General features: G+C 71.4%; 15 protein-coding genes. 5 read left to right on the top strand and 10 right to left on the bottom strand.

The genetic code is table 11. The features are described from left to right. Nucleotides 1–86 precede the first annotated feature (86 nt). Nucleotides 87–1,565: an esterase gene (locus AC07EJ_RS01530; RefSeq protein WP_389478875.1), complete on the top strand. Its 1,479-nt coding sequence runs from the start codon at nucleotides 87–89 to the stop codon at nucleotides 1,563–1,565. 240 nt (nucleotides 1,566–1,805) lie between these two features. After that, complete coding sequence (locus AC07EJ_RS01525; protein ID WP_389478874.1) at nucleotides 1,806–2,852, top strand: tetratricopeptide repeat protein; 1,047 nt, start codon at nucleotides 1,806–1,808, stop codon at nucleotides 2,850–2,852. Nucleotides 2,853–2,861: 9 nt separating this feature from the next. Here AC07EJ_RS01525 and AC07EJ_RS01520 read toward each other — a convergent pair whose 3' ends face one another. The 5 genes from AC07EJ_RS01520 to AC07EJ_RS01500 form a co-directional block, all read right to left on the bottom strand. Continuing rightward, complete coding sequence (locus AC07EJ_RS01520) at nucleotides 2,862–3,248, bottom strand: PPOX class F420-dependent oxidoreductase (RefSeq protein WP_389478872.1); 387 nt, start codon at nucleotides 3,246–3,248, stop codon at nucleotides 2,862–2,864. Nucleotides 3,249–3,568: 320 nt separating this feature from the next. Further along, nucleotides 3,569–3,745 (bottom strand): hypothetical protein, encoded by a 177-nt coding sequence (locus AC07EJ_RS01515; RefSeq protein WP_159032434.1) that lies wholly within the window; start codon nucleotides 3,743–3,745, stop codon nucleotides 3,569–3,571. Nucleotides 3,746–3,787: 42 nt separating this feature from the next. Beyond that, a complete protein-coding gene (locus AC07EJ_RS01510; protein ID WP_478883499.1) occupies nucleotides 3,788–4,780 on the bottom strand; it encodes a hypothetical protein in 993 nt (330 codons plus the stop codon). Between the two features lie 138 nt (nucleotides 4,781–4,918). Further along, on the bottom strand, nucleotides 4,919–7,012 hold the full coding sequence (gene ligA, locus AC07EJ_RS01505) for an NAD-dependent DNA ligase LigA (protein WP_478883498.1): 2,094 nt from the start codon (nucleotides 7,010–7,012) through the stop codon (nucleotides 4,919–4,921). A 72-nt stretch (nucleotides 7,013–7,084) separates the two neighbouring features. Continuing rightward, nucleotides 7,085–7,564 carry a DUF4188 domain-containing protein gene (locus tag AC07EJ_RS01500; protein WP_389478868.1) on the bottom strand — a complete coding sequence of 160 codons (480 nt, stop codon included), beginning with the start codon at nucleotides 7,562–7,564 and terminating at the stop codon, nucleotides 7,085–7,087. 88 nt (nucleotides 7,565–7,652) lie between these two features. Between AC07EJ_RS01500 and AC07EJ_RS01495 the strand changes: the two genes are divergently transcribed. After that, complete coding sequence (locus AC07EJ_RS01495) at nucleotides 7,653–8,294, top strand: MerR family transcriptional regulator (protein ID WP_478883497.1); 642 nt, start codon at nucleotides 7,653–7,655, stop codon at nucleotides 8,292–8,294. A gap of 59 nt (nucleotides 8,295–8,353) precedes the next feature. Here AC07EJ_RS01495 and AC07EJ_RS01490 read toward each other — a convergent pair whose 3' ends face one another. Then, nucleotides 8,354–8,953 (bottom strand): TetR/AcrR family transcriptional regulator, encoded by a 600-nt coding sequence (locus tag AC07EJ_RS01490; protein ID WP_478883496.1) that lies wholly within the window; start codon nucleotides 8,951–8,953, stop codon nucleotides 8,354–8,356. Between the two features lie 138 nt (nucleotides 8,954–9,091). Between AC07EJ_RS01490 and AC07EJ_RS01485 the strand changes: the two genes are divergently transcribed. Together AC07EJ_RS01485 and AC07EJ_RS01480 are read left to right on the top strand one after the other, a co-directional pair. Further along, nucleotides 9,092–10,594 (top strand): APC family permease, encoded by a 1,503-nt coding sequence (locus AC07EJ_RS01485; RefSeq protein WP_389478865.1) that lies wholly within the window; start codon nucleotides 9,092–9,094, stop codon nucleotides 10,592–10,594. 3 nt (nucleotides 10,595–10,597) lie between these two features. Continuing rightward, nucleotides 10,598–11,461 (top strand): carbon-nitrogen hydrolase family protein, encoded by an 864-nt coding sequence (locus AC07EJ_RS01480; RefSeq protein ID WP_478883495.1) that lies wholly within the window; start codon nucleotides 10,598–10,600, stop codon nucleotides 11,459–11,461. A gap of 49 nt (nucleotides 11,462–11,510) precedes the next feature. Here the strand turns inward: AC07EJ_RS01480 and AC07EJ_RS01475 are convergent, their stop codons facing one another. The 4 genes from AC07EJ_RS01475 to AC07EJ_RS01460 all read right to left on the bottom strand — a co-directional run bounded on the left by AC07EJ_RS01475 (nucleotide 11,511) and on the right by AC07EJ_RS01460 (nucleotide 15,024). Further along, nucleotides 11,511–12,284, bottom strand: coding sequence for a sulfite exporter TauE/SafE family protein (locus AC07EJ_RS01475; RefSeq protein ID WP_389478863.1), 774 nt, complete (start codon nucleotides 12,282–12,284; stop codon nucleotides 11,511–11,513). A 61-nt stretch (nucleotides 12,285–12,345) separates the two neighbouring features. Beyond that, nucleotides 12,346–13,113 (bottom strand): GntR family transcriptional regulator, encoded by a 768-nt coding sequence (locus tag AC07EJ_RS01470; RefSeq protein WP_389478862.1) that lies wholly within the window; start codon nucleotides 13,111–13,113, stop codon nucleotides 12,346–12,348. Between the two features lie 484 nt (nucleotides 13,114–13,597). Continuing rightward, the gene (locus AC07EJ_RS01465) at nucleotides 13,598–13,972 is read right to left on the bottom strand and encodes a hypothetical protein (protein ID WP_389478861.1); all 375 of its coding nucleotides are present in this window, start codon (nucleotides 13,970–13,972) and stop codon (nucleotides 13,598–13,600) included. A gap of 140 nt (nucleotides 13,973–14,112) precedes the next feature. Then, nucleotides 14,113–15,024 carry a D-2-hydroxyacid dehydrogenase family protein gene (locus AC07EJ_RS01460; protein WP_389478917.1) on the bottom strand — a complete coding sequence of 304 codons (912 nt, stop codon included), beginning with the start codon at nucleotides 15,022–15,024 and terminating at the stop codon, nucleotides 14,113–14,115. Nucleotides 15,025–15,041 lie beyond the last annotated feature (17 nt).

Below are 15,041 nucleotides of genomic sequence, written 5' to 3'. Positions count from 1 at the left end.
CTGTCAAACAGGGCGCCGGACAAGGAACGGGCCCTTTCCGGACACCCCCCGCGCTGCCCGGCCGTCCTTCTCCTCAGGAGCCGCTCGTGCGCAAGAACCGTTCCGCCGCCCTGGCCGCGGCATCATTCCTCCTTCTGTCCGGCGCGGCCATCGCCACCGCCCCCTCCGCCTTCGCCGGAACCCCGGGCGGCACCCACGCCAATGACCGCAACAGCGATTTCAACGGCGACGGTTACGAGGACGTCCTCGTTGGAGCGCCCGGCGCGACCGTCAGCGGGAAGAAGGGCGCCGGACTCGTCACCGTGCAGTACGGGTCGTCGAGAGGCATCGGGACCACCAACGTCGCCCGCTTCAGCCAGTCCACCTCCGGTGTGGCCGGCGCGGCCGAGACCGGTGACGCGTTCGGGAAGGCCGTGGCCACGGGCGACCTGGACGGGGACGGCTACGACGACGCGATCGTCGGCATCCCCGGCGAGGACATCGGCACGACCGCGGACGCGGGCGGAGTGGCCGTCCTGTGGGGCTCCAAGGCCGGTCTCACCGGCGCCGCCAGCGACTGGCTGGAGACCCAGGAACCCACCGCCGGCGAGAAGTTCGGCGTCGGGGTCACGGCGGCGCACTTCACGAACGACACCCCGGGCGATGTCCTCGCCGTCCTCGATCGCGACGATCTGGAGCTCTTCGCCTACGACTCCGCGCCGCAGCCCGCGTCGAAGGCACCGCTGGAGCGCCGCTCCACGAGCCGCCTGTCCAAACTCGCCGACGAGCGCGACATCGTGCCCTCGTCGCTGACCTCCGGGGACTACGACGACAACGGCTTCGCCGACCTCGTCGTCTCGGGCGTGACGGCGGGCTCGGAGCCGGGCCACGGCTGGTCGTCGTACCTGTCCGGGCACGCCGACGGGCTGACGTACGAGCGCGATCTGCGCGGCGGACCCGTCGCGGCCTCGGGCGACATCAACGGCGACGGATACGACGACCTGGTGACCGGTGAGCCCAACTCCCCCGACGACGGCGGCGCTTCGATGACCGGCGGCCTGGTGGGCGTGCGCCTCGGCAGCGCCGACGGGCCGTCGTCCGACGTGCAGTGGTGGACGCAGGACTCCGCGGGCGTGCCCGGCACCGCCGAGCGCGGTGACGGCTGGGGCACCGATCTGTCCGTCGCGGACACGAACGGGGACGGGTACGCCGACGTGGCGATCGGCGCGGCCGGCGAGGACATCGGCACGGTCGCCGACGCGGGCGCGGTGTGGGTGCTGCGCGGGGCGCCCTCGGGACTGACCGCGACCGGCGCGCAGTCCTGGGACCAGAACTCGGCGAACGTGCCGGGCGTGCCCGAGAAGGGCGACAAGTGGGGCGGTCAGGTCCGCCTCACCGACCCGAACCGCGACGGCCGCTTCGGCCTGCTCGCCGCGGCGCCGGGCGAGAACACGAACGACGGAGTGGTCTGGGTGTTCTCGGCAGGTTCCGGCGGCGTCACGGCCTCCGGCTCGTGGACGTACGGCGCGGGCTCGCTCGGCGCGCCGTCGGCGGACGCACAGTTCGGCGCGGCGATCGACGAGTAGCACGATCGACGAGCAGGACCAGCAAGGCACAAGAGCCAGGCCGCCCGCCTCCCCACCCCCTCGGAGACGGGCGGCCTTCCGCATTTCCCGTACGTCGATGTGATGACCGGCCGACGCCAGGTAGCACTCAAGTCGTACCGCACAACACATACGTGGACGGATCCGCCGGGACCCTCGCCGCTCGTACGTTCATGACCTGAACGCAGCGGCACAACGGGACCGGCGAAGGGACACGGCTACATGTACGGCAAGGCATTCGCCCCGGAGTATCAGGGCGAGTTGCGCACGACCCTCGGGGTGAACTCCTCCTACGAGGACGTGCGCGCGGCGGCGGGCCGGTCCCTGGACTCGGCGGGCAGCCCCCTGGAGCGGGCACGCGCCGCACTGGCGCTCGCCGAGGCGAACCGGCGGCTCGGCCGCGTACGCGAGGCGGGCGACGCGTGGCGCGGCAGCTATCGCAGCGCGCGGACCGCAGGGCACACGGGGGCGATGGCCTGGGCGCTGTGGAGCGGCGGCACGCTCGCCCGCCAGTGCGGCTCGCTGCGTCTGGCACGGCGTCTCCTCGGGCACGCCGTCGCCCTGGCCGCCGACAGCGACGACCGGCTCGCCCACGGCTACGCCCTGGCGGGCCTGGCGGAGACCGGACGGATCCAGGGCGACTACGCGGCGGTCGCCGCCCTCCACGAGGAGCTGCTCGAACAGGGCCGGTCCCACGGCGAACCCCGGCACATGGTCTGGGCGATGTCCGGCATCGCCCAGATGCACCGCAACACCGGCGACCACGCCAAGGCCCTGGAACTGTTCGAGGAGTCGGTCCGGGTGGCCACCGAGGCGGACGACGCGCGGGGCCGCGCCTGGTCGCTGCGCGGCGTGGCCGATGTGCTGTCCGTCCGGGGCGAACCCGACCGTGCGCTGTCCCTGCTGTCCGAGGCCGAGGGCATCTGCCGCGCGATGGACCTGGCGAGCGCGCTCGCGTACAACCACAAGATGCGCGCCAACGTCCTTTACCGGGACGGGCGTTACGAGGCGGCCCGGGAGATCTACGCCTCGGCGCTGGCGGAGTTCCGCGCTCTGCACGAGCCGCGTGGTGTCGCGTTGTGCCGGCTCGGGCTGGTCAAGTCGCGCTCGCGGCTCGGCCGCGACCATCGCGACACGCTCGCCGAACTCGACGTTCTCGAGGCCGACTTCACGCGGATCGGGCTGCGGCACGCGCGGGAGATGGTCGTCGCGTTCCGCGCGGAGACGGCTGTGGGCTCCATTCGACCCGAGCGCCGGGAAGCGGCCTGACCGCCGCGTTCACTCGCCGAGCGTGATGCGGATGCCTACCGTGCCGTTGAGGCCGCGGCGCAGACGGCTGCCGAACAGCGTCACCATGCCGAGCAGGCCGTACTTGCTCCGGATCAGGTCGCGATAGCGCGCCGTCACCTCGGGAGAGCAGATCTCCGCCGTGGCGGGCGACTGATCGCCGGTCGGGTTGCCGCGGGCGTCGCACGGACCCACGAGGACATCCGCGCGATTGCGGATCCGCTTCACCTTCCACGAGCCGGCGGCCGTCCACGCACCGAGCGCGGACCCGTCCCTGACCACCCAGACGGGCGTTGCCACCGGGGTGCCGTTCTTCCGGAAGCTGGTGACCAGGAGGTACTTCCCGGCGCCGAGCCGCGCGAGCCGCGTCGTGTCCATGCCTCGATTCTACGGCGCCCCGGCGGGCGACTGTCGGGGCGCCGTAGCTCCAAGTGTGAACGTCGCAACAAATTGTGAAGAAGGTGAGAGCTTTCTCTGCATCCGGGTGATCCGCGCCTCCGGGCCCGTCCGGGCCCGCCACGATGATCACGCCGCGCGCCTCCTCGTGGCATCCAGATCGGGGTGCGCAGGGCCAGGAGACTCCAGAAGCGCCGACGCCTTCGGCGCTTCTGGAGTCGTGCGGGCCACGCGGCCGCGAGGGCCGGCGCGGAGCCTTCGCGATGGAGGTGGTCGGCGCGGAGCCGTCCCGATGGAGGTAGTCAGCGCAGAGCCGTCGCCAAGAAGGTCGTCAGCGACAGCGTGAGCCCCACTATCGCCATCAAGAGCGTCCCGTACTCACGCCAGGCCCGAGGCCGGCGCTCCGCCTCGGCCGGATGCTCACCGGGGCGCGGGTCGGCGGCATCGGCGGGGCTCTGCTGTCCGTGCGACTGGGTCACACCGGGTCAACTCCCCGCCGGGCCAAGGCGATGCGGCCGAGATCAGCCACGCAGCGTGACTCCGTGGCGGGTTCGCATTCTCCGCAGCTCCCACAGGGAGACGGCCGTGACCGACAGCGGTCCACCCAGCAGGGAGCAGAGCTGTGCCGCGACCGGGCCTTGCGGCATGCCCTCATCGATCAGGTTGAACACCGCCACCGCCCAGACGAGTACGGCGGTGAGCACGGCGGGCAGCATCGGATGCACGTGGGCGGTGTTGAAGGCGGTCTTGGCGGAGTAGAGGGAGGCGAAGAAGAGGAACGGCAGGCCCCAGACGATGACGGCCAGGACGACGAGCGCGCTCAAGGCCGCCGCCCACTTGGGCAGCTTGTCCAGGTAGCCGCTGTTGACCGCCACCAGGGCCACCGCGACGAAGACAGCCACGGACCCCACGTACCAGGCCACCGTCTTGAGCGGTCCCTTGAGGCGGGAGCGCAGTGCCGGCCGCAAGTGGGGAGGGGCGTACAGGATGAAGCCCAGGACGACGAGCGGACCTGTGACGATCAGCAGGACCGGCGTGATGAGCAGATTGCCGAAGCCGCTGCTCGCCGCTCCGTGCCACGCTTGCTCGCCCTTGCCGTAGTAGAAGGCCAGGGCGAGCGTCGCGAGGAGGCCGAGGACCGAGCGGAAGATCTGGACGCGCACCACCAGGGGGTCGTTGATGCGGACGCCGCCGTCCTGCACGAAGAGCCGCGTCGCGACGCGGTGTCCCGAGTGGATGATCGCGGAGATGACGTTGAGGCCGGGCACGCGACGCAGCGGGTTGCGGCGGCGGGGCGCCACCGGCACCCGCGGTGGGCCGTACGGGTACGGCCCACCCTGGGGCGGGAACGGCTGCGGCGGGTACGGCTGTGGCGGATGCGGTGCCTGTCCGGGCGGCGGACCGTACGGGCCGGTCGGTGGCGGGCCGTACGGGTTGCCCCAGCCCGGACCCGTCGGTGCCTGTCCGCCGTTGATTCTGGGGCCGTTGCCGGGTCCCCATCCCCCCGATGCCATGTTGTCCTCCACGCAGGGCCGTCGACGACCCTTGTCTCCTGTGCGGCGCATGGTCGAGCGCCACATCGGCGGAGCAGTCTAGAGCACCTTTTCGGCCAGGCCAGTCACCTGCGCAGCCTCTCCACGGACGGCTTCACCTCACTCCAGGACGTTCGCGACGAGTTCGGCGAACTCGTCCGGCGTGGCGAGGCGGATGCCCAGGTCCTCGGCCTTGGCCCGCTTGGATCCCGCGCCCTCACCGGCGACGACGAGCGAGGTGCGCTTGGAGACGCTGGAGGAGGACTTGCCGCCGGCCCGCTCGATGAGTTCGTTCATCTCATTGCGGCTGAGCTTCTCCAAGGGGCCGGTCATGGCTCCCGTGACGACGACGGTCATGCCGTCCAGCGGGCCCGCGCCGGCCGCCCGTTCGCCCGCTCCGTCCTTGTCGGTCGCTTCCTCCGGGGCGGGCGGGGTCGCGCCGGGTTCCGTCATGTTCACCCCCGCCGCCGCCAACCGGTCGATGAGCGGGGCAAGTTCGGCCAGCTCGGTGACGATCACCGGGGCCTTCTCGGCGCCGATGCCCTCGACCTGCTGCATCGCCTCGGCGTCCGCCGCGCGGATGTGGTCCATCGTGGCGAAGTGCCGGGCGATACGACGGGACATGGACCGTCCGGTGCCCCGCACGCCGAGGGCGCACAGCACCCGGGACAGCGGCTGGGCCTTGGCGGCCTCGATCGCCGCGAGGAGGTTGTCCGTACTGGTCTCCCCCATGCGGTCGAGCGCCAGGAGCCCGTCACGGGTGAGGGCGAAGAGGTCGGCGAGATCGGCGACCAGGCCCGTGTCGACGAGCTGGACGACGCGGGTGGCGCCGAGGCCCTCGATGTCGAGCTGGTCGCGGCCCGCCGCGTAGGACAGCGAGGCCACCAGGTGGCAGTTCCTGCCGCGTTCGCAGCGCCAGCGCTGCTCGCTCGTGTCGATGCCGGAGCCGCACTGCGGGCACACCTCGGGGAAGACGATCGGCTGTTCGTCGCCGGTGCGCAGGTGGGCTACGGGCGCCTCGATGCGGGGGATGATGTCGCCCGCCTTGTAGACCATCACGTGGTCGCCGAGCCGCAGGTCGCGGCGGGTGATGTCGGCCGGGTTGTGCAGCGTGGCGTAGGTGACCGTGCTGCCGTCGATGTCGACGGGTTCGAGGACGGCGCGCGGGGCGATGACGCCCGTACGGCCGACGTTCCACTCGACGTCGAGGAGGCGGGTGATCTTCTCGACGGCAGGCAGCTTGAAGGCGATGGCCCAGCGCGGGGCGCGCGTGCCCGTTCCGGCGGCCTCCTGGTCGGCCGCGAGGTCCGCCTTGACGACGATCCCGTCGATGCCGAACGGCAGCTCGGCGCGCAGGCCCGCGATGTGCTCGACCCGCGCGAGAACCTCCTCGACAGTGTCGACGGTGAGTCCCGAAACGGCTGTCGTGGCGGGTGTGTTGACCCCGAGCGCGGCTGCGCGGTCCATCAGCTCGCCGTGGGCCAGGGAGCGCAGGGCCTCGGCGTGTTCGGCCGACGTGTCCGGCAGCGGCAGCAGGCCGTACGCGAAGAACGTCATCGGCACCGTGTAGGCGCGGTCCTTGGCTCTGAGGGTGCCCGCCGCGGCGTTCCTCGGATTGGCGAAGGGGGCGCCGCCGTGCTCCGTACGCACCTCGTTCGCGTGCTCGAACTGGCCGAGGGTCATGAGGACTTCGCCCCGCACCTCGACCGTGTGCGGCTCGGTCAGCCGGTCCGGCAGGCCCGCAATGGTGCCGATCGCGTGCGAGACGTCCTCCCCGGCCGTCCCGTCGCCCCGGGTGATCAACTGTGTGAGGCGGCCGTCGTGGTAGCGCGCGGCGATGGCCAGGCCGTCCAGCTTGGGCTGGACGTTCCACCGGGTCACGTCGCGGCCGATTCTGCGAGCCACGGACGCGGTCCAGGTGGTGAACTGCTCGCCGTCGAAGACGTTGTCCAGGCTCAGCATCGGGACCGTGTGCGGCACGTCCCCTTCGACGGCGCCGCCCGCGACCTTGCCGGTCGGCGAGTGCGGCAGCACCGCGTCGGGGTGGTCCGCCTCGTATGCGGCGACGGCCCGGACGAGCCGGTCGTACGCGTCGTCGTCGAGGGCGGACGTCCCGCCCGTGTAGTAGGCGCCCGCCGCCAGGGACGCGTCCACGACGGCCTGGGCATAGGCAGCGGCATCGGCCAGGACGAACTCACCAGAAGTCGTTGTCATGCTGCCATCGTGCCTGGTGGCACTGACAATCGACCGGAGGCGACTGCGGTGCCCGGACTCAGGGGCTCCGCTTCACACCCGCAGCCGGTCCTGCGCCTGCACCCCGTCTTCGAGGCCCGCGACGCCGAACGCCTTGGCAAGGCCCTGGGCCGGCATGTCTCCGTAGATCGTCTCGTAGGAGCCCTCGGGTACGACGTAGGTCTCGTGCCAGATCCCCACGTGTGTCGCGCCCTTGCGGGCGTACCGGTTGATCCGCGCCCACCACGGCTGATGGCGCTTGTCCGGGGCCGCCGCGTAAGCGAGCAGCTTCTCCTTCGACTCCCAGTACTGGACGACCATGTAGGTGCGCGGCGAGCCCGTGAGGAGGATGTGGTGCAGGAGGCCGAGAGAGCGGTCGCGGTTCAGCTCCTTGATCATCATGGGCATCGCGATGAACACCGGCAGCCACCGGTGGACCGCCCAGAAGTGGTTGATGCGCATGCCGATGAGGAAGACCACCACATCTCCCTGCGCGCCCGCGGTCGTCCGTCCGGTGTTCGTCCTCGTGCCCATGTCGCCCCCGATTCAGCTGGATTGGGGAGTGCCGCTGCCCCGGCACCCATGTTTGGATAGTGGCCCTACCCAAGAAAGGGTGCAAGAGATGCGACTCGCGGAACTCAGCGAGCTGAGCGGGGTCTCCATCCCCACCATCAAGTTCTACCTGCGGGAGCAACTCCTGCCCCCGGGGCGGCGGATCACGGCTACACAGGCCGAGTACGACGACTCCCATCTGCGCCGGCTGCGTCTCGTACGGGCGCTGATCCAGGTCGGCCGGGTACCGGTGGCGACCGCTCGCGAGGTGCTCGCGGCGGTCGACGACGACTCGCTGGGCCGCACGATCCGCCTGGGCGCGGCCCTGTGGGCGCTGCCGCAGCCGCCGGAGGCGCCCGAGGACGACCCGGCCACAGTCGAGGCGGCCTCGGCCGTCGACCGTCTCCTGGAGGAACTCGGCTGGGACACCGCGCGCGAGATCGGCAGCCTCTCCCCCTCGTACCGCACCCTCGTCACGACGGTCGCCACGCTCAACCGCCTCGGCTACCCCTGCGGAACGCCCGAACTCGCCCCGTACGCACGGCACATGGCGCGCGTGGCCGAGCACGACCTCGACCAGCTCGACGCCATCCCCGAGGAGGTGGAGAAGGTCGAGGCCGCGGTCGCGGCGGCGGTCCTGTACGAGCCGGTTCTCCTCATGCTGCGCAGGATGGCCCAGGAGGAGCAGTCGGTGCGCCGGTTCGGGATGTGAGGGCTACGCGGACTGCGGGACCACGTGGAGTGTGACCCCGCGCGCCGGCACGCGGCGCCTCATGCCGACGGGTCGAACCCCGTAGCCATCCGGGCGTACGCGTGCAGCGTGGCGATCACCTCGGCGCGTGTGCGGCGCCCCGCGAGCACCTCCATCTGGAAGCCGTCCTCCATCGCGACGAATCCGGCGGCCAGTTGACCCGCGGGCTCGGCGAGCACGAAGTGCCCCTGCGCCTCGCCGAGGACCAACGTGGCGTAGTACACGGCGATCTGACGCTCGGTCAGTGTGGCGTCGAGGGTGGCCGCCCTGGGGTCGCGCAAGCTGCGCGGCCAGTATTCGAAGAGCAGCCGGGGCAGCAGGTCGTCGGGGCCGTCGGCGACGCCGTGCTCGACGCAGGCCCGCAGCCGGTCCCGGGCGTCCGGGAACTTCTCGGCGCTCTCCTCGCGCTCGCGACTGAAGCGCTCGATCGCCCGCTGGAACGTCTCATACATCAGCTCGTCGAGGTCGTCGTAGTAGTAGAGCACCGCGGCCGACGTGACCCCCGCCTCCTCCGCGACATCGCGCAGCCGCAGCCCTTCGAGGCCCCGGCTGTGCAGTGCGCGGAGCGTGGCCTGGTGCAGTTGCGCGCGCCGCGCCTCCTGGTCCTTGCGCCGTCCCACGACCGCCCCCGTCCGACCCGGGTCCATCCCGATTCACTGATGACGCGGTAAAGATACCGAACCCGGTCTTGACAGGCCTCATGGCCCATTCGTTAAATCTCGGTTTAACGAAAAGTCGTCGCCGACCAGAAGGCCGCCGTGAACCCTGATCCCCCTCAGACACTCGCCCCCACCACCACGTCCCCACCGCCCTCCAAGGGCCTGCGGAGCGGGTCCGTCGGGCTGCTCGCCTCGGTCGCCCTCGGCCTCTCCTCGGTCGCCCCCGCGTACAGCATCGCCGTGACCCTCGGCTTCGTGACGGTGGCCGTGGGCCACCTCGCGCCCGCCGCGCTGCTCCTCGGATTCGTGCCGATCCTGCTGACGGCCTTCGCCTTCCGAGAGCTCAACAAGGAGATGCCGGACTGCGGGACCACCTTCGTGTGGACGACGCGCGCCTTCGGCCCCTCGTCCGGATGGCTCCTGGGCGGCTGGGTCACCCAGTTCGCCACGGTCACCGCCATGGCCGCGCTCTCCCAGGTGGGCGCCGGATACCTCCTCGGCCTCCTCGGCCTGGACTCACTGGCCTCCGACGAGACCGCGGTCGCCGTCACCGCGGCGCTGCTCATCGGGGCCATCACCGTCATCGCGTACCGCGGCCTCCAGCTCGCCGCGGTCGTCCAGTACGTCCTGCTCGGGCTCCAACTCCTCGCGCTCTTCGGTTTCGGCGCAGCCGCGCTCGCCCGGCACGGGGCGCTGACGCCCTCGCTCGCCTGGTTCGACCCGTTCGGCTTCGACAGCTTCGGCGCGTTCGCCAAGGCGGTCCTGCTCTGCCTCTACATCTACTGGGGCTGGGACGCCCTGCTCACCGTCAACGAGGAGACCCGCGACAGCGAGCGCACCCCCGGCAAGGCCGCACTGATCTCGACGCTCGTCCTCCTGGTCACGTATCTGTTCACGGCGGTCGCCGCGATCAGCTTCGCCGGGACGGGCACTTCGGGCCTGGGGCTCGGCAACGCCGCAAACGCGGCCGACGTCCTGTCCGCCCTCGGCCCGCCCGTCCTCGGCACGGCACTCGCGAAGGGCGTCCAGCTCGCCGTCTGCGTCTCCGCGGTCTCCGCGCTGCTCACGTGCGTCGTCGGCAGCTCGCGGGCCACGCTCTCGATGAGCGTCCACGGCGCGCTGCCCCAGGCGTTCGCCCGTGTCCACCCGCGCCATCGCACGCCGTCCTTCGGCACCGTCTTCATGGGCGCGGCGGCCGCGGTTCTCCTCGCGGCCCTGACCTGGCTCTCGCCCGCCTTCCTCGGCGACGCGATCCTCTCCATCGGCCTGCTCATCGCGCTCTACTACGGCGTCACAGGCCTGGCCTGCGTCTGGCTGTTCCGTGGCCGGCTGCGCCGCTCCTGGCGGGACGCGCTCCTCAAGGGTGTGCTGCCGCTCGCCGGCGGGCTGATGATGCTCGCCGCGTTCGTCCGCAGCGCGGTCGACATGACCGACCCCTCGTACGGCTCCACCTCACTGTTCGGCGTCGGCGGCGTACTCCTGCTGGGCCTCGGCTCCGTCCTGCTCGGCCTGGTCGTGATGCTGGCGCTGCGCCACCGCTTCCGCCCCTTCTTCCGCGACGGCCGCACCGCCGTCACCCGACTCACCGTCACCGAGGACTGATCCATGCGCACGCTCAGCATCGCCGCCGTACAGACCGCCCCCGTCCCCTTCGATCCCGAGGCCACGTGGGCGCTGTTCGCCGACCGGGTCCGCGCGACCCGTGCCCTGCTTCCGCACGTCCAGCTCGTCGTCGTCCCCGAGCTCATGCTGTCCGCGGAGGCGCCGCTGTTCGACGCCCGTGAGGACTGGATGGACAAGGCGGCCGTCACCGTCCCCGGACCGCTCACCGACCGGATCTGCGACCTCGCTCGCGAGACGGGCCTGTGGCTGATACCCGGCAGCGTCTACGAGCGCACCGCCGACGGCGCCGTCTACAACACGGCCCTCGCCGTCTCTCCGCAGGGCGAGATCGTCGCCCGCTATCGCAAGGTCTTCCCCTGGCAGCCCTACGAAACGACGGCGCCCGGCAGCGAGTTCGTCGTCTTCGACATCCCGGACATCGGCAGGATCGGCCTCGCGATCTGCTACGACGGCTCGTTCCCGGAGACCGCACGCCAGCTCGCCTGGCTGGGCGCCGAAGTGATCGTCCAGCCCACCCTGACCACCACCAGGGACCGCGACATGGAGATCGTGTGCGCCCGCGCCAACGCCTGGACGAACCAGGTGTATGTGGTGAACGTCAACGCCGCCGACCCGGCCGCCGTGGGCACCAGCGTCATCGTCGACCCCGAGGGCACCGTCCGCCAGCAGGCGGGCCCCGGCCAGGAACTCCTGGCGGACGTCCTCGACCTGGACGCCGTCACCCGCGTCCGCGAGTACGGCTCCTCGGGCCTCAACCGGCCCTGGGCGCAGCTGGAGCGCTACGGCTCCACGGTGCGTCTGCCGATGTACGGCGGCACGTTCCAGCCGCGACCCGACCGAGGCTGAACTCCTCGTCCCGGGCCCGCCCTTCGGTCACGGGGGCGGGTCCGGGGTGTCAGGAGTGGAAGGCGAGGTAAGGGGCCAGGGCCAGCAGTGTTCCTACAAGGGCGTACTTGAGGCGGCGCGCCGGCACGGCGTGGGCGATCTTCCATCCCACGATCACGCCGACCAGCTCGGGCACACCCACCAGCGCGGCGAGCCTCCAGTCGACCGATCCGTGCAGCACGTACCCGAGCGTGCCGATCGCCGCGATCACCACGGACTGCGCCTGCGCCGCGGCCAGCGCGGACAGCACCGGGAGTCCGCAGACGACCAGGAGTGGCACGCTCAGCATCGGTCCACCGAGGCCGAAGAGCCCGGCCGCGACAGCAACTCCGAAGCCCACCAAGGCAATTCGCGTGAGCGGCACGCTCACCGACTCGCTCCCCGCAGCCCCGGCGCGCCGCTCGCGCACCCACACCAGGACACCCGTCACGGTGACGGCGCACGCGAGCAGGATCCCGAACCCCCGTCCCGAGACGAGGGTGTTGAGCTGGACACCGAGAGGTGTGCCGAGGAGGGCTGCCACGGCGAGGACCGTCGCCGTGCGCCGCGTGGCCGCGTCCCGCAACTGTCCCGACCGGGTGTAGGCGGCCGTGCCGAGCGCGCCGGTCGCCACATGGGTGGCGATGGCGGTGCCCGCGACCCCGGCCGGGGACAGCCCGGTCAGCAGGAACATCCCGATCGTCGGCAGCACACCACCGGGCCCCACCGCGGTGATCCCGATGCCTCCCGCGAGCCCGAAGAGAGCGAGGAGCGTCAGGGTGAGGACGTCGAGGTCCATGGGCATGGGGGTGCCTCCGAGGGCAGCGGGGGGGGTGCTTTGCGGTCAGGTGCGGGGTGTCTTGCGGTCAGGTGCGGGGCCGTACGGGACCTCGGTGGACCAGGGCGTGCAGGGCGAACCGGTCGGCACGCACGCGCAGCGTCTCCGCGTCCACAGGGCGGCCGTCGGCGAGAGACGTGAGGCGGTCTATCGCGAACAGGGCTGCGCCCGCGGGGATTTCGAGGAGCCGAGCGGTGTCCGGTTCGGCGGTGACGGCATGCACGGTGACCTCCGCGCTGCCGAGCCGGTGTCCCGACGTCTCCTCGATGAGGTCGAAGACGTCCCGGTGGGCCAGATCGCAGTCGAGGAGGGGCCGGCCGATGTCGGGGGCGAGCCACGTCGAGTCGACCGAGAGGGGCCGCCCGTCCAGGCTCCGCAGGCGCTCCAAGTACACGGCCTCGGATCCCTCGGGGAGCCGCAGCCGTTCGGTGACCGCCGTCGGTGCGTGCGGCACGATCCGGGCCGCACGCACCTGGTTGGTCACGGTGCCATGGTCGACGAGCGTCTCCGCGAGGCCGGTGAGGCGTTCGAGGCCGTGTCCGTACTTCGCCGTCACGACGCGGGTGCCGACACCGCGCCTGCGCATGATCAGCCCCTCGTCGGCGAGCAGCGCGAGGGCTTCCCTGATGACGTTGCGGGTGGCGCCGAGCGCATGGCCGAGCCGCCGTTCGTCGGGCAGCATCCCCTCTGCGTAGACACCGGAGGTGATCTGCTGCCGAAGCGTGTCGGCGACCCGCCGCGCCCGCTCGGCCCGGGGTGGCGTGCCGCCGGGGTGCGGAAATTCTTCGTCGTGCATGGGGTGGTTCGCCACCGTTCGTCACCTGCTTCCGGGACCCGAAGCTACCCCACCGCCGACATCTGCCGTGTTACGCCGAAGTTACGCCACCCATCATGACCTGCGAAAACCGTTGAGCTGGGGTTTTGACGGCGGATTTCGGCGTTGCGCCGGGCGCGCACGTATCGGTTCTTCGCCAGGCATACGGTCCATGGCCTGTCCTCGGCGCACTCCCCCGCCGGCGCCCCCTACACCTGCCGGTCGCTACTCTGCCCGGATGCGCGATGGGGGGAAGTGGCAGCAGCGACGAGAACGAGAACGACGCAAGCGCGTTCTCGGGCAGGGCGACGCCGCACCGGGAAGGAGCGCTCGTGCCACTGCGGTGCGGCGCCTGACGGGTCGGTTGCGTGCGCACCCGCTGGTGTCGTCGGCTGTGATATCCCCACACGGACCAGCATCTTGCGCTACCTGCCCTCGGCATCCTTGCGCAGCGCCGGACACGGCGTCACGATCCGCATGTCCCCGAAGCCGTCGGCGATTCCGGGCAGCCCGCCCGACAACACGGCCTGCTGCGTGAAGCCCCCTCCGGGGAGGCCCCCATGAACTCCCGGTCCTGGTCGTCACGACCGGTGTACGCCGACATGGCCACCAGCGTCACACCCTCGGTGTGGTCTCCGTCGAACGCGAGGCTGCACCCGTAGAAGCCGAGTTCCGGAATCCGGCGCGACTCCTCCTTCGTGAACTGTCCGTCGTCAGGGGCGAGTTGTGCGACGGAGTCGCGGAGCAGGGCCCCGTCGCAGGCGCGTCCGACCAGCCACCAGTCCTGTGCGCACGGCTCGGCCATGGAGCCACCCAGGCCGAGGACTGCCGCGGCCGCCACCGTCCCTTGATCCAGCGCCGCATCGCCCCTGCCCCCGTCACCACCGAAACGGTGCTGCCCCCGTGGCCTCACACGCACCGCCGGACCCTACCTGCCGCGCCATTCGCCCCGCGCCCGGCCCGGGGCCACCTCTGTCCCTCTCAGGCCGTAAGGGTGCGGACCGGGCTCCCCGCCAGGAACGCCTCGATGTCCTCGACCGCGCCCTCGAAATAGCCTTCGTAATTGCGGCGGGTGACATAGCCGAGGTGTGGCAGGCCGAGGAAGTTCGGGGCGGTGCGCAGGGGGTGGTCGGCCGGGAGCGGCTCCGTCTCGAAGACGTCCGCGCCCGCCCCCGCGATCCACCCTTCGTGCAGGGCACGCACCAGCGCCTCCTGGTCGACGATCGCGGCGCGCGAGGTGTTGACCAGGTAGGCCGTGGTGCGCATGCGGGTGAGTTCTGCCGCGCCGATCAGCCCGCGTGTGCGGTCGCCGAGTACGAGGTGGACGGAGACGAAGTCGCTGCTCTCCAGAAGCTCCTCCTTGGAGGGCGCGAGGCTGACGCCGGCCGCCGCCGCGCGCTCTGCGGTGAGGTTCTCGCTCCACGCGGTCACCTCCATGCCGAATGCCTGGCCGACGCGGGCGACCTTGGTGCCGATCTTCCCGAGCCCGAGGAGGCCGAGGCGGCGTCCGTGCAGGTCGGCGCCGAGGGTGCTCTGCCAGGGGCCCACGTCGCGCAGGGCGTTGCTCTCACGCACCAGGTTCCGCGCGAGGCCGAGAATGATCGCCCACGTCAGTTCGACGGCCGGCTCGGAGTTGCTGGCGGTGCCACACACCGTGACGCCGTGCCGAGCCGCTGCGGCCAGGTCGATGGAGGCGTTGCGCATCCCCGAGGTGATCAGGAGACGCAGCTGAGGGAGTCGGGCGAAGAGGGTGTCCGTGAAGGGTGTGCGTTCCCTCATCGCGACCACGATCTCGCAGTCGCCGACCGCCGCGACGACCGCGTCCTCGGTCGGCAAGTGGCGTTGCAGGGAACGGACTTCGACGTCCGTCCCCACTCTGGTCCAGTCCGCCATGGACAAGGCCACGCCTT

The organism is Streptomyces sp. NPDC045026 (assembly GCF_056432625.1).
This window is presented reverse-complemented; position numbering and strand designations above follow the sequence as displayed.